Genomic DNA, 17,536 nt, shown 5'->3' with positions numbered 1-17,536 from the left:
CGTGGAAACGGACTTGATAAAAGATATGAAAAAACTACTTTTACTTTTTATTCTATTAGCCACACTTCCCTGCGCGGCGCAGCGCCATTTGCTAAAAGAAGCCGCCGCAGAGGGCGTGTTCAAAAAAGCCCTGGGAAAAACTGCCGGCGAAGACATCTTGCGCCAGGCCCGCGTGGTGCAGGGGAAGATTTTGCCGGGGGGAAAAATGCCCCGGGCGGCGGTTCCTTCGGATTTGGAAAAATATATTTTTAAGCAGGTGCGGCCCACGCCTATCGGCTATTTGCCGGTGTTGTTTTTGGAACCTTCCCAAATGCCTATCGAGGACATTTCGCTATTATACAAACGGGTCATGCAGTCTTTTCAAGCGTTTAAAAAGGAAATGGATGTTTTTCTGTATTATCAGTCCAAGCCCAGCGAGCGGCGTGAAATTTCCAGCGCGGAGCAGGCGATGTGGAGTGAAAAAATCGGCCTGATGAATGCCCAGTTGCTGCAGCTTAAAAATTTAATTTCCCAGCATGACCCGGCGTATCAGGCCGCGCGGGAATATATGGTGTTTGCGGCCGAAACCGTCAACCCCATGCTGCGCGGCATTTTGGAACAGCGCACCTTTGCCCGCACCGACCGCCAGTATACTTCTACCGAATTTTTCCTGCATACACCCCAAGCACTGAAAGAAACGGCCTGGACGGAGTGGCTTCCTCTTTCCGTGCGCACCAATCAGGCGGCGCGCCGTTTGCCGGAAGGCCTTAGAATGGCCGTTTTGAATGACGAACCCAGCGTGTTGGCCGCCATGCAGCGGGAACACCAAAACAGGTTCTGCCCCACGTGGGAACTTGCCACCTACAGCGAGGCGGACGACCTGCTGCAGGCCGTGCGCCGAGGGGCGGAATTTGATGTGATTTTAACGGATTTAATCGTGCCGGGCGGCGGCGGGTATTATTTGGTTTCTGCCCTGCGTGAAAAAGGCTTTAACGGCGCCATTTTTGGGCTTTCGGCGTATCCGGAGGAGTCCCGCATGGGTTGGAATATGTTCCAGCGCGGCTTTGACGGGATGATCCCCGCGCCGATCGGTTTTGAACAAGACCGGAATTGGCCGCGGCTAGTGATGAAAAAACTTCAAAATTATTTTTATTACCGGGATCTAAACGGCTGGAGCCGGTAATCTGGTACCAGGCCTAAATAAAAATAGGCCCAATGGCCCTGGTGCCGCAACAAACACACATTTATAATAAAGATAAGAGATTAAAACAAATGGAGAGCATATGAACCCTGTATCTGGAAAATGGTTGGTTGGATTGATGGCTGTGGCGCTGGCTTCTTCGGCTTATGCGCAGACCGGCAAACAAATTATTAAGTCCGGCTCCCGCGCGCTGAGTTCCAACGCGGCAGAAATGTCTATTTTAAAAACGATGGATAACTGGTATGGCATTGGGGCGGCGTTGAAAAAATCGCCGGCGGCCGCTTCTATAGAACGGGCGGTAAAACAGCAGCTCCCTGTCAAAGAAACGCGCGAACACGCTTTTCGCAACAGCGGTTTTTTTGATCCGATTATGGCCACTCCGATCCGCGAATTACAAATCAATTTAATTCATCCCACCACCGAGCAGGTGCAGCAGGCGGTAAATGAATACCGCAGCTTGATGCGCGATTTGGCGCCTGTGCGCAAAGAAGTAAACGCCAAATTGCTCTACCAAAGCCTTCCCAACGACAAATGGGTATCTTTCCCTCCGCAGGAACGGCGTCGGCTGATTTCGGAATTAGCCGCCTTGGAGGGCCGTGTGGAAAAACTGCGCCGGGTGGTGTTTTCCAATGATGCCGCTTTGGAAAAAGTAGGCAAATGGATAGATGAAGCCTTGAAACAAATCAACCCCTATTACGTACCTGCCCAGCGCACGAGCGCCCGGACGGATTCGCGCAGTTTTAACCGGGAAGAGTTCTTTTTGAAATATCCCGATGTTTCCAAAGTGCCGCAGGGCGTTACGGCCCCCAAAAGAGAGCTGCCGGCCAACATCCGCGTAGCGGTTTTGAATGACCAGACCGACGTGTTGGATATGTACCGCATCTGGAACGCGCAAAAACGCTTAGGGGAAGGCTGGAGCGTGACTACGTATAAAGATACGCGGGATTTGATTAATGCCATCCAGTCCGGAAACGTCTACGATTTAATCATTACGGATTTAACCGTTCCCGGCGGCGGCGGATATTATCTGGTGGACGAAGTGCGCAGCATGGGGCTGAATATGCCCATTATCGGCTGCAGCATGTACACGATTGATAAATTAAATGCCGAAAAAATGTTTGAGCAGGGCTTTGACGGATATATCTATGGCGACGATATGTTTGAAGAAATTGCCGGTTCCGTCAGCTGGGTAGGATATATCAAAAATTATTACTACTATAAAGCGCTGCACGGCTGGTCTCGCTGAGAAATAACGCCCTTTTTACTCGCAGCCTACAAGCCGGTTCCTCCTCCCAAAAGAAGGAACCGGCTTTTGTATCAAAAAGGCCGTTTTTTCTGTTTGACACGATAATCGGATGAAGTTATAATAGGGGAAGAAGTCCCTGGCTTGCAGTATTTCAAATTACACAAGTTATCTGCCGTACCGGTGTGCATTCCTTGCACGCCGAGTGTTTCATTACCGCCTCAAAAGGAGAAAGTATGACAGACAAGTTTGCTCCCGCCGCAAAGATTCTTAAAGACCATAATTACGACAGTTCCAAATTAATTCCCATCCTTCAAAAAGTGCAGGACGAATATAAATATCTCCCCGAAGATATCATGCGCTTTATCGCCAACGAGCTGGACATTTCCCCGGCCAAAGTATTTGGCGTAGCCACGTTTTTTGCGCACTTTGCCATTACGCCCAAAGGCAAGCATATCATTAAAGTATGCAACGGCACGGCCTGCCACGTAAAAGGTTCTTCTTTTGTAATCAATACGGTAAAAGATAAACTCAAACTCAAAGACGGGCAAGACACCACCGAGGATATGATGTTTACCTTGGAATGCGTTTCGTGCCTGGGGGCGTGCGGGCTGGCGCCTGTAATGGTAATGGATGACGTGGTGCACGGCCAGATTACCCCGGCCAAAGCCGTAGAAATTATTGATGAAGTGATCGCCTCGGAGGCCAAAAATGCCGACTAAGAACATTGAAAAAATTGCCAAAGACTATAAAGACGCTTACAAAAAAATTACCGGCCGCGTAGTGATCTGCGGCGGCACGGGCTGCATTGCCGGCGGGTCGCTGAAAGTGTACGAGGCGTTCCAAAAAGAAATGGAAAAACGCAAAATCGGTTTTTGCCTGCAAATTACCAAAGACTGCCACGAAAACTATTTAAGCCTTTCCGGCTGCCGCGGTTTTTGCGCCATGGGGCCGCTGGTAAGCGTGGGGGATATTTTCTACACGAAAGTAAAACCCGAAGACGTGGCCGAGATTGTGGAAAAAACGTTGATCAAAGGAGAAGTGATTGACCGCCTGCTCTACCACAATCCCGCCAACAACCAGAAAGCCAAAACGGTGGACGAAATTCCTTTTTACGCCAAGCAGGAACGCATCCTGTTGCACGACTGCGGGCGCATCAACCCCGAAGACATCAACGAATATATCGCCCACGGCGGCTACGCCCAGGCCAAGCGCGCCTATACGGAAATGACGGACGAAGAAGTCTGCAAAGAAATCATCACTTCCGGTTTGCGCGGCCGCGGCGGGGGCGGTTTCCCGACGGGTAAAAAATGGGATTTAACCCGCGTGGAACCCGGCCCGAAAAAATACGTCATCTGCAACGCCGACGAAGGCGACCCGGGCGCTTTTATGGACAGAAGCGTCATGGAAGGCAACCCCAACGCCGTGCTGGAAGGCATGATGATTGCCGCGCGCGGCATCGGGGCCGATGAAGGATACATTTATGTGCGTATGGAATATCCGCTGGCCATTCAGCGGGTGCGCACCGCCATTAAACAAGCCGAAGAATTAGGCATTTTGGGCGAAAACATCTTTGGTTCGGGCAAGAATTTTAAAATCAACGTGATGGAAGGCGCAGGCGCGTTTGTGTGCGGCGAAGAAACGGCCCTGATTGCCTCCGTAGAAGGCAAACGCGGCATGCCCAAAATCAAACCGCCTTACCCCAGCCAAAGCGGTCTGTTTGGCAAGCCCACGGTCATTAATAACGTGGAAACCTTGGCCACCGTTCCCAAGATTATGGAAATGGGCGCGGAAGAATTCCGCAAAATCGGCACGCTGGGCAGCCCGGGCACCAAAACATTTGCCGTTACCGGGCATATTGCCAACACCGGCCTAGTGGAAGTGCCCATGGGCACCACGCTTCGCCAAGTAATTGACGATGTGGCCGGCGGCACCACCAATGACGACGGAACCGTCAACAAAGCGGCGTTTAAAGCGGCGCAAATCGGCGGCCCTTCGGGCGGATGTCTGACGCGTGAACACTTGGATTTGCCGCTTGATTTTGATTCACTCAAATCCGCAGGCGCCATGGTGGGTTCCGGCGGGTTGGTGGTGATGAACAACAAAACCTGCATGGTAAACGTAGCGCGCTTTTTCTTAGAGTTTACGCAGCGCGAATCGTGCGGCAAATGCGTGCCGTGCCGCGAAGGTACGGAACAAATGCTTACGATGTTAAACGACATCGTAGAAGGTCGCGCCACGCTTAAGACGCTGGAAAACTTGGAAGATTTGGCCAAGGCCGTTCAAAAAGCCTCGCTGTGCGCCCTGGGCAAAACCGCTCCCAACCCGGTCTTGTCTACCCTCAAGCACTTCCGGGAAGAATACCTGGCCCACGTGGTGGACAAATGCTGCCCGGCCGGCGTGTGCAAAGCGCTTGCCCGGTTTGAAATCGTGGCCAGCAAATGCAAAGGCTGCGGAATGTGCAAACGCGCCTGCCCCGTTTCCGCCATCAGCGGCGAAGTGGGCAAACCGCATCATATTGACCCCAAAAAATGTATTAAATGCGGCGGCTGCAAGAGCACCTGTAAATTTGGTGCCGTGGTAACGGGAGCGTAATTATGGAAAAAGAACAATTTGTAACCATTGAAGGAAAAAGAGTACCGATTGAAGGCGAGAAAAACCTGTTGGAACTGATCCGCAAGGCGCATTTCAACATTATGACGTTCTGCTACCACCCGGAGTTGGCGGCCTACGGCGCTTGCCGGCTGTGCCTGGTGGAAGTGGAAGGAATGGGCATTGTGGCTTCGTGCACCGTCAAACCCCGCGACGGGATGAAGGTGCGCGTCAACAGCGACGAAATCCGCCACTTGCGCCGCATTAACCTGGAGTTGCTGCTGTCCTCCGGCAACCACGACTGCACCCTGTGCAGCAAATCCAACAACTGCAAACTGCAGAAGCTGGCCAAGGATATGGACGTAACGGAAATCCGTTTTAAATCCAAAAAGTTGGACAGCCATAAAGATGCCACCTCCCCGGCGTTGGTGCGCGACCACAGCAAATGCATTTTGTGCGGCAACTGCGTGCGCATCTGCAACGAAGTGCAAGGGATCGGCGCCATTGATTTTGCGTTCCGCGGCTTCCGCTCCAAAATCGCTACGGCGTTTAACAAAGAACTCGGCCAAAGCCACGAATGCGTGTCCTGCGGGCAGTGCGCCCGCGTCTGCCCGACGGGCGCTTTAATGCCGAATTCGTCGGAAATTGAACACGTCTTTGAAGCCATCAACAACCCCAAAAAGAAGGTCGCCGTGCACATCGCTCCGGCGGTGCGCGTGGGGCTGGGAGAGATGTTTGGCCTGCCGCAAGGGCAGAATGTGGACGGCAAAATCGCCGCCGCGCTTCGCATGCTGGGGTTTGATTACGTGTACGACACCGCTTTTGCCGCGGATTTGACGATTGTGGAAGAAGCCACCGAATTTTTGGAACGCTTTAAAAAAGGCACCAATTTGCCGCAGTTCACCAGCTGCTGCCCGGCGTGGATTAACTATGTGGAAAAATTCGCTCCGGAATTTATTCCCAACCTGTCCACCGCGCGTTCCCCCATGCAGATGATGGGGCCCATTTTAAAAGCCGACTACGAAGACAAAGGCGGCAAGCGCGAAGACTTGGTGGTGGTGGCGGTGATGCCGTGCTCGGCCAAAAAGACCGAAGCCAAACGCGACGAGTTCTATGTAAACGACAATCCGGATACGGACTATGTGGTTACCACCGTAGGCTTGGCGCGGATGATTAAAGAGGCCGGCATTGATTTTGTAAACCTGGAAAACGAATGGTTTGATATGCCGTTTGGCACCAAGACGGGCGCTGGCGTGATTTTCGGCGCGTCCGGCGGCGTGATGGAAGCGGCCTTGCGTTATGCACTGGCGGAATTAGACCCGGCCAACGCACGCAGCGTTAAATTTTCCAGCCTGCGCGAAGGAAAGGTGTTTAAAGAAAAAACGGTGGAAGTGGGCGACATCAAAATCCGCACCGCCGTGGTCAGCGGGCTGAAAAACGCGCGCAAACTGTTGGACGATATCAAAGCCGGCAAAGACCATTATGACTTTATTGAAGTCATGTCCTGCCAAGGCGGTTGTGTGGCGGGTGCGGGGCAGCCCCAGTTTGACGGTTGGGCGCCGCGCCAGAAACGCGCCGAAGGGCTGTATCAGGAAGATACGGAACTGGCCTATAAATCGCAGGATAACAGCGGAGTGCAGGCGTTGTATGGCCGCATTTTGGATAAAGTGGGCGGCCCGCTGGCGCACAAACTGCTGCATACGCACTATTTTGACCGGAAAGACCGCACCGGCCAGAAACGATAAGCAAAAACATAGACAGAAAACGGGACGGCGAGAACCGTCCCGTTTTTTATGGAAAGTGGGAAAGACGGCGGAAGAGGAAGTAAGATACAATATTATATATGCTTAACTGGAAAGGCTTTTTATATGCGGTCATTACGTCCGCCACGTTTGGACTCATTCCCCTTTTTACCTTGCCCCTTTTGCGGGAGGGGATGAATATCCCGTCCATTCTTTTTTACCGCTTTTTTATTGCGGTGCTGATGTTGGGGCTGTTGGCTTTTTTTACGCGGCGTTCCCTGCGGGTAACCAAAAACGAGCTGGGGGTGCTGGCGGGGCTGAGTTTGCTGTATATCGGATCGGCCGTGTTTTTGTTTTGGTCGTACCACTATTTGGCCAGCGGCATCGCCACAACGATGATGTTTTTGTACCCGGTGTTTGTGGCGCTGATTATGATTTATGTGTTTAAGGAAAAAAACTCGTTCTGGACGATGCTCGCCATCGGGCTTGCGGTAGCGGGGGTGGCGTTATTGTCTTGGAACGGAAAAGCCGGCGGCGTGAGTTTTAGGGGGATTTTGCTGGCGGTGCTTTCGGGCTTTTCGTACGGGATTTATATTATTGCCGTCAATAAATCTTCCGTGCGGAATATGTCTTCTGATAAACTGACGTTTTACGTTTTTTTGTTTACGGCGCTTTTTTTGCTGGCGGGGGCGGGGAGTATGGGCTGGCTGCAGCCGGCGCCGGGCTGGAAGAGCGATTTAAATTTAACGTTTTTAGCCTTGATTCCCACGGTCGTTTCCAACCTGACGCTGGTGCTGGCAATCAAAGAAATCGGATCTACGTTTTGTTCCGTCTTGGGGGCGATGGAGCCGGTCACCGCAATGACGGTGGGCGTGTGGGTATTTGGCGAGCCGTTTACGCGCTCTACGGCGTGGGGGGTGGCGCTGATTATTTTGGCCGTTACGCTGGTGGTGCTGGCGCCGGCGCTTGAAAAAGGGTACCGCACGGGGAAATTTTTGTACATTACCAAAGTGAAAGGGATTCATCCCAATATCGTGCCGTATCACTGAAAGGTTTTTGCTACAATATAAAAAATCTTAGATAAGGAGAAACTATGTTTGTTGAACAACGCGGTTCCATTCACACGATTGTCTTGATTTTGGTAGTCATTGTCGGTTTCGGCCTGGCTTTAGGATGGCCGCAGTATAAGAAACATCAAACGCTTGCCAAAGCCCAGCGCGCGCTGGAGTTGGGCAAAGCATTGGCTTTTGCGGAGGCCACTTACAAAACCCAGCACGGCGCCTATACGCCCGATTTTGCCCGGTTGGATTTTGAACTCCCCTGCCCTGTGCAGCGGGAAGACGGCAAAATAGAAATGGTGTGCTCGGACTATGTATACCGCCTGGAAGAAGGCAATATCCTGCGGGTACAGCACAAAGGGCTTCCAAAGTGGTTTGATTTGGATTTGGAAAAAGGCTCGGTGGATTGTTCGCATGAGGAAGGTTCTATTGCGGGCAGCCATATTTGCGAACGGGTGGATTTAAGCGCCCCCTTTTAAAAAGGAGTTCTTATGAAAAAATACTTTATTGCGCTGTTGGCGATGCCCTTGCTGTTTGCGTGCGCGCCCAGCGTCAAACGCGTAGAAACCAATTTGGTAAAAGACGTTTCCGGCGGTTGGAACGATACCGATGCGCAAATGGTGGCGCAGGAAATGATTACCGACTGCCTGCAAGGCGGCTGGTATAACCGCTTTTTAACCCGCAACGGCAAAGAACCGACGGTAATCGTCGGCACCGTTACCAACAACACCATGGAGCACATCAATACGGGTGTGTTTATTGAATCCATGCAGCGGGCGCTGATTAATTCGGCCAAGGTGGATTTTGTGGCCTCGGCGGATGAACGGGGCGAAATCCGCACCGAGCGGCTGGAGCAGGATGAATTCGCTTCCGAAGCCACGCGCAAGGCGTTTGGGCAGGAAATCGGCGCCGATTATATGTTAAGCGGCGTGCTGAACTCGGTGGTGGATCAATCCGGCAGCAAAGCGGTGGTGTTCTACCAGGTCAATCTGAAACTCATTGATATTGAGACGAACCAAATTGTCTGGAACGGACAAAAACAAATTAAAAAGTACGTTAAACGCAGTAAAGTAACTTGGTAGGTTTTTATGAAGGCGCGCATATGCTTGTTGGGGCTGGCGTTGGTTTGCTCCGCGTGTGCGGCGCCTTCTTTGCGTTATAAGACGGAAATCAACCGCCTGACCGCCGCAGGCAAATTTGAGCAGGCGGCCGCGCGCGTACAGGAAAAGAAAGACAAGCTCTACAGCCGCCGGGACGGCGTACTTTTTTATTTAGACAGCGCCACCCTCCTGCACGACGCCCAAGACCCCTCCGCCAGCGACGAATTGTTTGCCCAAGCCCAGCAGGAAATAGACGCCCGCTACGCCACCAGCGTTTCGGGAACGGTGGGCAGTTTGTTGATTAACGACCTGACCGCCCCCTATTACACCCCCGCCTACGAACAAGCCCTTACCTACTATTACCGCGCCCAGAATTTTTTGCAGCAAGGCGATATTTCTTCCGCCGCGGTGGAAGCCCGAAAAGCGGTTTTCTTTTTAGATCACCTGCGCGCCGATAAGAAAAAAGGCTATAACGACGATCCTTTTGTGCAGTATTTTGCAAGCCTGGTGTTTGAGTCCGTCGGCCAGCGGTCAGATGCCCGCATCGCGCGCCAGAATGCGCTTAACGCGTACCAGCGGCTGGGAAAGCAATTGCATCTGGAAGCGCCCGATTTTTCCGTTCCCGCCAATGCCGGTGAGTTATGCGAAGTGCTGGTGTTTCATTACAACGGACGTATGCCGCTTAAGCGGACACAAACGTTGCAAGTGGCGTGGAGCGACGCGCTGGCCCTGGCGTCTAGCCCGGGGGAAACCCAGCAGGGGGTTTCCCCGCAGGTGCAAAATGCCATTGCCGCCGGCTGGATGGGCTCGGCGGTTACGCTGTCGTATCCGGAGTGGGTGGAACAGCCCGGCCGGGTGGCGTTTTCGGCGGTGCAAGCGGGGCAGGTGCAATATCCTACCCAAAAAGTGGCCGATTTTGCCGCCGCCGCCAAGTTGGATTTAGAAGAAAAAATGCCGGGCATTCTGTTTCGCACGGCCACGCGCGCCGTTACCAAGCGGGTGGCGGCCGTGCAGGCCCGCCACGCCGCCCAGGATGATACGTGGGGCACGCTGGCGGAAATGTTTGTAAGCGCGCTGGGGGCCGCCTCCGAAACGGCCGACACGCGCCAGTGGTTTACACTGCCGGCCGAAGTGCGCTTGGCGCGGCTGTTTTTGCAGCCGGGAAAACAGGATATTACCCTGTTGTTTCGCGACGGATATGGTAATATAATAGGAGAATATACTTTTAAAGACGTGGAGCTGACGCGCGGGGGCAGGGTGTTTTTGCACTACCGCACTTCTTATTGAGAGGAACTATGAAAAAAATCGTTTTATGCGCGATGGCGCTTTTGCTGGCGGCGTGCGCGGGGATGAATAAAAACACGGTCAATTACCAAATGGGCGGTTATGATTCGGTCAAGTATTATGTGGTGGCCGGGGAAGGAATGTCTAAAGAAGAAGCCGCTCAAAACGCGCTGGAAAATATGCGCCGCGAAATGGTGCAAAACGCGCCGGCGGCCGCCAACCAGGGCGTGGTAACCGATTTAATGGCCAATGCCGAGGTGGAAAAAGTTTGGCGGGATAAAGATTTTGACGGGAAGCATTTTTATGCGCTGGCGGTATTGTCCCGCAGCAACGCCCATAAAGTGCTGGCCCCGCTGTTGGATCAGGAAGATGCCAAGCTGGAAGGACTGGCCAAACAATTTGCCGCTCCGGCTTCGGCGTTGGCGGATTTAAAAATAGCTTTTAAAATGCAGCCGGTGGTGGCCCGCCGCGCGGCGTTGGACGAAATGTACCAATTTTTAAACGCTTCGCGCGAAAGCTACCAGCCCGAAGTGTTTGCCCCGTATAAGGCCGCCTTGCAGGAAAAAATGGCCGCGGTATTGGTGGGGGTGGACGTAACGGGCGTGCAAAGCGAGGTGCTGGTAACGTATGTGGTGGACGCTTTAAACCGCATGGGGCTGGGCGTGGTGGACGCGTCCGACCCGGATAAAGTGTTGCTGGTGCAGATTGCAACGGATGTGGATGCGTATGATTCGCAAAAAGTGGAAGGATTGGTGTGGTGCTCCAGCGGGGCGTCCGTCAGCTTGGTAGACGTAGAGCGGGGCGTTACCTTTTCCCGCTTTAACGTACACGAACGGGCGGGCACTTCCCGGGCGGAAGATTCGCTGCGAAAAAGCATGCAAAGCGTGGGGGAACAGGCCTCGGCCCAGATTTCCAGCCGCTTAAAAGCGTATTTGAATATCAACTAGGAGAAAGAATATGAAAAAAATGATGATTTTAGCTTTATTGGCAGCCCCTTTGCTGCTAAGCGCACAGGAAGCCGCGCAGCCCGCGGCGGCCGCACAGGACGCCAAGCCGTCCGTGCAGGACATTGCCGAGCGCAATAAAATGCTCTATTCGCTGGGCTTCTTGCTGGGGGATAATTTAAAACGCCAGTTAATCTTGGACAACGAAGACGATTACAAAGCCCTTTCCCAAGGCATGCGCGACAGCTTGCTGAACAAAAAATCCCAAACGGATTTAGACCAGTATAAGCCGGCTATCATTCAAAAATATCAAGATGACGCGCAAATTATTTCCGCCAAGCGCGAAGCCGCCCAGCAGGAATACTTGGAAAATTTTAAAAAAGAAAAAGGGGTAAAAGAGCTGGATAACGGCACCCTCATCAAACTGAGCCGCGCGGGCAAAGGCAAAACGCCCAAGGCGGACGCGACCGTAAAAGTGCACTATACTGGCACGTTAATTGACGGCACCAAGTTTGACAGTTCGCGCGACCGCGACGAAGCGTTTGAAACCAAACTGACCGATGTTATCCCGTGCTGGACAAAAGCCCTTCAGCAAATGAAGCCCGGTTCCCGCGCCAAAGTGGTCTGCCCCGCCGATACCGCCTACGGCAATCGCCCGGTGGGCCAAATTCCGCCCAATTCCGTGTTGGTGTTTGATATTGAAATGCTTTCGCAAGGAAAATAATGTCTAAAACCAGTTATTGCCTGATAGCCATTATGCTCGCCGCGCTCCTCTATATGGGCGCGGTGCGCGGCTATCAGTTCTATGAACGCAGGGCGGCCGAAAAAGCGGCGCAGGATGCCGTCAGCGGCAATGCGTTTACTTTCCAAAATGTGCCGGTTTCCTTGGCGGCGCCGCGGCCGGAGCCGGTTTCGCGTCCCGTCGCGTTTGACCCGGCCCAAACGGCCATTTTTTTGGAATCGGCTCCCCTGTCGTTTGATTTGCAGCAACAGCAGGCCCAGGAAACCATTGAATCCATTTTAATGGATTATGCGCAAGACCCCAATATACAAAAATTTAATCAGGAATTAGCGGACGCCACCGAGGGAGAGGCCGATAATCTGGCGGATTTAAGCGGCGAGAAAATGCTTAAAATTCTGCAGGAAAATCCCCAAGTGGGCAAGGTGGTGCAAGAAAGTATGCAAAACCCGGAATTTGCCAAAACCATTGAGCAAATTTTCACAAATCCGCAATTTATAGAAAGCGTAAAGCAACTGCAGGGAAATATGTCTGCCGCGCCGCAGCCAAAAAAAGCTGAATAAAAAGGGAAAATATTGTATCCTATAAAATATCAGGAGGTTCCCCGTGCTTAAAATTTTTATCAAAGCTGCCATTTTAGTTTTTATTATTTTAAGTATTTACTTTATTGTGAACCCTTCCGCCTGTTCCAATTTGATGATGGGCCGGGTAACAAACAGTATGGATGAAACCCCTGTGGTAAACAGCCAGCCGGCCGATCACAGCGAGATGTTTGTCCCCTCGGGGGATCAGCCCCTTGCCGCGCCGCAGGAAGGCGTTTTTGACACCAATACGATGAATGAGCCGGAAATTCCGACCTATTCCCAAGAGGATATTGACTACGCCGTAGCCAGCCGGTATGTGGAACTGGAAAACGAATACGCCAAAAAAGGCGCTTTAGGGAAAGATACGGCCAAAGAAATTTCCTATATCGTAATGGATGACTTTGAACTGACGCAGCAGGAATGGGAATCTTTCCTGCAGCGGGCTACCGAGAGCAACCTGTTTAATAAAATCCGCAGTGAGCAGCTGCCGGTGGCACAGTAAGTTCTTTGGAATATAAAAAAACCGCCCCGTTTTCGGGGCGGTTTTTTTGTCGGATAAACAGTTAATGCGGCAGGCGTCCCGCCAGGAACTCCGCCACCGGGCGGGTGTGTTTGATTTTGCTTAACACAATTTTAATGGAGGCCGTAATCGGTACGGACAGGAAAGCCCCCGGCACGCCCCAAACAAGCGTCCAGAAAATAAGCCCGCCCACTACAACCGCCGGATGCAAATCCATTCCTTCGCCCAAGAAACGGGGCTCCAGCAGGTTTCCGATGGTAAATTCGGTCGCGGTCAGCAGGCCGATCACCACGAAAAATTGCGGCCCCAAACCGTATTGCAAAAATAGTACCGGGGCCGGCAACAGCACGGCGATGATGGAGCCCACGCTGGGAATAAAATTAAGCAGGAAAACAAACAAGGCAAACAACGCCGCCAATTTTACCTGAAAGCCGAATAAAATACCCGCCGCAATCAGCCCCGTGGCCAGGGAGGCAATCAGCTTGACGGACAGATATACGGACACATTGGCCAGCATCTCTTTGATAGCCGGGTTGGTAATGGGCGGCGTTTTTTTGCTTCCAAAGAGGAAGAACGTCATAAACAACACCACCAGGGTCGCGTCCGAAACGATGTTAAACACCTTGCCGCCAAAATTTTTCAGCCAGTTGAAAAGCGGCAGTTCCCGCAGGTAATTTTCAATAAATTTCTGGTCAAAGGTAATGCCGTGCTGCTGCAAGCGGGTGGCAATATCGTTAATCGTGTCAATCAAATTCTGCCGGTATACTTCGGCCCCTTTTAAGAAGGTGCCCACCGAGTTGGCCGTAAACCAAATCACCCCTACAAACAACGCCACGCACAGCAAGATAGACACCGTCATCGCCAGCCAAGACGGGAAGGAAAACTTGTGTTTCATATACAGCGTCATTTGCGCTAAAATCGTATAGAGCAAAATGGAAATCACCAGCGGAATCATCAGTGATTTGGTATATACCAAAAAAGCCGTTACAATGCCCGCGGCGATAATCGTCAGGCAGATGGTGCTGGCTTTGAGGTAATAGAAAGTCGGCTTATCCGAAAACATGAGGCCCCCTGTTTCGTTCTGTTTTTTTGGCTATTTCGCGGGCTAGAAACAAAATTTTGCCGGTCAGGCTGGCCGCGTCGTTTTGGTACGACGTCAGCAGCCATACGTTTAGCTTGGCCGCGGTAAATCCGTTGTAGTTTTTGCAGAAAGCATCGTACGCGGTGGTGAACTCGTCGCACGCGCGGGAAAGCGTTTTGGCCCGGCTGTTTAGCCCTTTGGCCGCCAGTGCCAGGTCGCCCGACCAGTCGGCATCTTTATACGTGCGGACTTGGGCGCGGCTTTGCGTCCAGAGCGGTTCATCCTGGTCCAGTTCTTGGCGCAAGGACAGGCAGTATTGGTTAAACTGCCCGGCAAAGTCTTCATCCCGCACGGCAATGTCTTTGTGCAATTGCTGGAGAATTTGTTCCAGCCGGCGGTTGAAGTCGCGCAAATTTTGCGCGGCGGCGGTTAAATCTGCCCGGAATTTATCGCACCGGGCGGAAATTTGTTCTAGGAGTGTTTCGCAATTCATAAGACAGGAAAATTAATGGTAAAAATGGAGCCCAGCCCCCGATCGGATACCACGCTGATGGAACCGTCGTGCAAGTCCAAAATCCGTTTGACCATAGGCAGGCCCAGCCCCCAGCCGCTGATTTGGCCGGTAAAGTAGTCGTCCACCTGGTAAAACGGTTCAAAAATGCGGTTGACGTCCTGCGGACGGATGCCGGCGCCGTAGTCGCGCACGGAAATGGAAATCGTGTCGCCGTGGTTGGCGCATTGTACTTTGATGATTTTTTCCATTTTATTGTTAAATTTAATCGCATTGGCCAGCAGTTCGCGGATGCACAGGCGCAGCATTTCTTCGTTGGCGGTTACGCTTAAATGTTCGGGGCAGTCAATTTCCACAAAGGTGCCGCGTTTGACGGACGTGTCATCCGTCACCGGTGCCGGCGCGGGCGTTTCTTCTTCTTGTGCGATGGCTTTGGCGGCGCAGTCTTTGATTAAATTTTTTAAGTAAACCGTCTGTTTTTCAATGCCTTCGGTTTGGGCGGCGGTTACTTTGTTAAACGCCATCAGCTTGTCCACCAACAGCGACATCCGCCCCCCTTGCTTATTAATTTCTTCCAACGCTTTGGAGGTAAAAGGCGAAAATTTTTCTTTTTTGGCCTGCGACAAAATCGCTTCCGAATAGCCGTTGATAATGGACAGCGGCGTTTTGAGCTTATGGGAAATTAAAGACAAAGCTCGCGAAGTAACGGTAATGTCATTGGGTTCATTCATAAACGGCTCCTAGAAGGACATAATCATCCGGGCGTATAAGATATCGCGTTTGTTGTCGTTATGGATGGTTCTCACATGGTTATAAGCAATATCGGCGCTGATGTTGCGGGTTGCCGCAAACGAGTTGCCCACGATAAACGAGTGTTCCGGATCGGCGGTATAGTATTCGCCGTAGCGGTACCCTACATACAGAGTGGCGGCATTATCCGGCCACATGCGGGTAATGCGGGCGCCCAAGGTATATTTGGCCAAATCGTGCGTTACGTCAAACGTTTGCGTAAAAGCCAAATCCTGCTGGTTTAAAATGCTGCGCAGCCCGGTTACGCCGGTAATGCCGTCCGGGTATTGGAACACGTTGGCGGCCGCTTCAAAACCAAACATCCGGAAAAAGTTTTTGTGCAGCTGCAGCGTATAGACCATCTGGGCATAATCGGTATTGGAAAATTCGCCCCCTTCGCGGAATACAGTTCCTTGCTGGTTGGCGTAGGAAACACCCAACACGGCGTGCGTGTAGAGGTCGTTTACCTGGTCATCTTCCAAGGCGATAATCATCCGGGCCGTTACGCCGTAGGCGGAGGCGTCCTGATAATCGGGGTTATCGCTTTTGTTTTTAAAATAGTAGAAAGGCGTAATGTTAAATTGCAGCAAGTCAAAATCCAGATGAATCGGCACACCGACGGAATAAATAGGGTCTTCAAACGCGCGTTCGTGTATGGTTTGGGCTTCTATGCCGGTAAGCAAATTAAGCGTAGGAGCCATGGTGGCGGCCACGCGCACTTGGTCAAAGTGGGAGGCGCCGATATAAGCTGCCGCCACATCTACCGTACGGGCCGGCAAGGCGGCGGGGAAAGCCAGTAACATAAAAAACAGGATAAACTTTTTCATATCTTTCATTTAACAAAATTTAAAGCGGTTGCGGTATGTTTTTTAGCTATACAAGGTTTCTTTTGTTAGGGGGGATATTTTGCTAGAATAAAAAAGATGAAGAAAATCTTACTTTTTTCCTTATTGTGCACACTAGGCGCTTCCGTGCAGGCGGCGCAGATTATCCGCGGGCCTTATATTGAGGATCCGACCCAGACCACGATGATTTTGCGGTTCCAAACGGACGAAACAACCCCCGCTTGGCTGGAATACGGCCCCGCTCCGCGCTGTAACCAAATCATGACGCTCACGCCCGCCGGCACCCAGCACAAAGCCATTCTGTACGGTTTGGTGCCCAACCAGGATTTCTGCTACCGCATTTATGTAAACAATGCCGCCGGCGACGGCGTGCAGGAACCCGTCAGCGGCAGTTTCCGCACGCTTTATTCGGCGGAGCGCAAGGTAGTCAATTTTTTAGTCTTGGGCGCCACGGGGGCGGATATGCCCTTGCCGCTGCCGGACGGCACCCCGGTAGTGGACGAAGCCGCCCAGGCGCGCAGCCAGCTGGCGGCGCTGATGGAGCAGGAGGAAAGCGATTTTCTGATTCACACGGGCAATATTACCCACAGCGGGCTCAATGAGGATGCCGACCGGGAATTTTTTGAACCGTTTAAAAACGTCTTGGCCAAAAATCCGCTGTTTGTCGCCTTGGGCCCCAACGAATACGGGCCGGATCGGGAAAACCGCGAAAGCAAATCGTTTTTGCGTACCAATTATTCGCGCTATCACGATATGTCGTGGAGCAACGCCACCCCCAAGTATTATTCGTTTGATACGGCCAATGCGCGTTTTATCTTTTTGGATACCAACGTAGCCGAAGGCGCGGTTTGGGGGCCGGAAATCGGCGAGGATTCGGCGCAGGTAAAATGGCTGAAGAGTATGCTGAGCGGGGCTGGCGAAAAGTGGAAAATCGTGGTGATGAACGCCCCGGCGTATTCCACCGGCCAGCGCGGCCCCAATAACGAAGTGGCACTGAATTTGATTAAAATTTTTGAAAACTACGGCGTAAAGCTGGTTATCCAAGGGGGCGACCCGGACTATGAACGCACCTTCCCCATGTACCGCGGAGAGCCGAACCCGCGCGGCGTAACGTATGTTACGCTGGGCACGTCTGCTCCCACGCCGGGCAAACGGGCCCATTCCGATGCGTCCACCGCCCGCTTTGTGGCGGCGCGGCATTATGCGGCGGGCAAGATTGTAGACCGCAAGCTGACGCTTACCGTATATAACAATTTAGGAAAAGAACTGGATACGCTGGAGATTTATTTATAAGCCGGCGGCTGATCGTTTTAGAATTAAAAAA

Annotated in this window: 18 protein-coding genes; 14 read left to right on the top strand and 4 right to left on the bottom strand. The window is 52.2% G+C overall.

The window, feature by feature from the left end:
* The first annotated feature begins 25 nt into the window (after positions 1–25).
* The 13 genes from B5F75_RS01450 (at position 26) to B5F75_RS01390 (ending at position 12,968) form a co-directional block, all read left to right on the top strand.
* Positions 26–1,162 carry a response regulator gene (locus B5F75_RS01450; protein ID WP_143351221.1) on the top strand — a complete coding sequence of 379 codons (1,137 nt, stop codon included), beginning with the start codon at positions 26–28 and terminating at the stop codon, positions 1,160–1,162.
* A 100-nt stretch (positions 1,163–1,262) separates the two neighbouring features.
* Positions 1,263–2,426, top strand: coding sequence for a response regulator (locus tag B5F75_RS01445; RefSeq protein WP_087286834.1), 1,164 nt, complete (start codon positions 1,263–1,265; stop codon positions 2,424–2,426).
* Between the two features lie 233 nt (positions 2,427–2,659).
* Positions 2,660–3,145 carry an NADH-quinone oxidoreductase subunit NuoE family protein gene (locus B5F75_RS01440; RefSeq protein ID WP_087286831.1) on the top strand — a complete coding sequence of 162 codons (486 nt, stop codon included), beginning with the start codon at positions 2,660–2,662 and terminating at the stop codon, positions 3,143–3,145.
* A complete protein-coding gene (locus tag B5F75_RS01435) occupies positions 3,135–5,018 on the top strand; it encodes an NADH-ubiquinone oxidoreductase-F iron-sulfur binding region domain-containing protein (protein ID WP_087286828.1) in 1,884 nt (627 codons plus the stop codon). Before B5F75_RS01440 ends, B5F75_RS01435 begins: the two co-directional genes overlap by 11 nt.
* A 2-nt stretch (positions 5,019–5,020) precedes the next feature.
* Entirely contained in the window at positions 5,021–6,760 is a 1,740-nt protein-coding gene (locus B5F75_RS01430) for a [FeFe] hydrogenase, group A (protein WP_087286825.1), read from the top strand.
* 98 nt (positions 6,761–6,858) lie between these two features.
* Positions 6,859–7,806 carry a DMT family transporter gene (locus tag B5F75_RS01425; RefSeq protein ID WP_087286822.1) on the top strand — a complete coding sequence of 316 codons (948 nt, stop codon included), beginning with the start codon at positions 6,859–6,861 and terminating at the stop codon, positions 7,804–7,806.
* 44 nt (positions 7,807–7,850) lie between these two features.
* Positions 7,851–8,294: a hypothetical protein gene (locus B5F75_RS01420; protein ID WP_087286819.1), complete on the top strand. Its 444-nt coding sequence runs from the start codon at positions 7,851–7,853 to the stop codon at positions 8,292–8,294.
* A 12-nt stretch (positions 8,295–8,306) separates the two neighbouring features.
* Entirely contained in the window at positions 8,307–8,897 is a 591-nt protein-coding gene (gene lpoB, locus B5F75_RS01415; protein ID WP_087286816.1) for a penicillin-binding protein activator LpoB, read from the top strand.
* A gap of 6 nt (positions 8,898–8,903) precedes the next feature.
* On the top strand, positions 8,904–10,202 hold the full coding sequence (locus B5F75_RS01410; RefSeq protein ID WP_087286813.1) for a COG3014 family protein: 1,299 nt from the start codon (positions 8,904–8,906) through the stop codon (positions 10,200–10,202).
* A gap of 8 nt (positions 10,203–10,210) precedes the next feature.
* Positions 10,211–11,146, top strand: a complete 936-nt coding sequence (locus B5F75_RS01405; RefSeq protein ID WP_087286810.1) for a hypothetical protein — start codon at positions 10,211–10,213, stop codon at positions 11,144–11,146.
* Positions 11,147–11,156: 10 nt separating this feature from the next.
* Positions 11,157–11,867 (top strand): FKBP-type peptidyl-prolyl cis-trans isomerase, encoded by a 711-nt coding sequence (locus B5F75_RS01400; protein ID WP_087286807.1) that lies wholly within the window; start codon positions 11,157–11,159, stop codon positions 11,865–11,867.
* The gene (locus tag B5F75_RS01395) at positions 11,867–12,445 is read left to right on the top strand and encodes a hypothetical protein (RefSeq protein WP_087286804.1); all 579 of its coding nucleotides are present in this window, start codon (positions 11,867–11,869) and stop codon (positions 12,443–12,445) included. Before B5F75_RS01400 ends, B5F75_RS01395 begins: the two co-directional genes overlap by 1 nt.
* A 43-nt stretch (positions 12,446–12,488) precedes the next feature.
* A complete protein-coding gene (locus B5F75_RS01390) occupies positions 12,489–12,968 on the top strand; it encodes a hypothetical protein (protein WP_087286801.1) in 480 nt (159 codons plus the stop codon).
* Positions 12,969–13,029: 61 nt separating this feature from the next.
* Here B5F75_RS01390 and B5F75_RS01385 read toward each other — a convergent pair whose 3' ends face one another.
* The 4 genes from B5F75_RS01385 to B5F75_RS01370 are packed head-to-tail and all read right to left on the bottom strand — an operon-like array spanning position 13,030 to position 16,194.
* Positions 13,030–14,049: an AI-2E family transporter gene (locus B5F75_RS01385; protein WP_087286798.1), complete on the bottom strand. Its 1,020-nt coding sequence runs from the start codon at positions 14,047–14,049 to the stop codon at positions 13,030–13,032.
* Positions 14,036–14,560 (bottom strand): hypothetical protein, encoded by a 525-nt coding sequence (locus B5F75_RS01380; RefSeq protein WP_087286795.1) that lies wholly within the window; start codon positions 14,558–14,560, stop codon positions 14,036–14,038. The genes B5F75_RS01385 and B5F75_RS01380 overlap by 14 nt, the downstream gene beginning before the upstream one ends.
* Complete coding sequence (locus tag B5F75_RS01375; protein WP_087286792.1) at positions 14,557–15,309, bottom strand: sensor histidine kinase; 753 nt, start codon at positions 15,307–15,309, stop codon at positions 14,557–14,559. Before B5F75_RS01375 ends, B5F75_RS01380 begins: the two co-directional genes overlap by 4 nt.
* 9 nt (positions 15,310–15,318) lie before the next feature.
* Positions 15,319–16,194 carry a hypothetical protein gene (locus B5F75_RS01370; RefSeq protein WP_143351220.1) on the bottom strand — a complete coding sequence of 292 codons (876 nt, stop codon included), beginning with the start codon at positions 16,192–16,194 and terminating at the stop codon, positions 15,319–15,321.
* Positions 16,195–16,290: 96 nt separating this feature from the next.
* Between B5F75_RS01370 and B5F75_RS01365 the strand changes: the two genes are divergently transcribed.
* A complete protein-coding gene (locus B5F75_RS01365) occupies positions 16,291–17,505 on the top strand; it encodes a metallophosphoesterase family protein (protein ID WP_087286786.1) in 1,215 nt (404 codons plus the stop codon).
* The last annotated feature ends 31 nt before the right edge of the window (positions 17,506–17,536 follow it).

It is taken from the genome of Elusimicrobium sp. An273 (genome assembly GCF_002159705.1).
Taxonomy (GTDB): domain Bacteria; phylum Elusimicrobiota; class Elusimicrobia; order Elusimicrobiales; family Elusimicrobiaceae; genus Avelusimicrobium; species Avelusimicrobium gallicola.
Note: the sequence above shows the minus strand (reverse complement) of the source record. Positions and strands in the feature narration are given on the sequence as shown.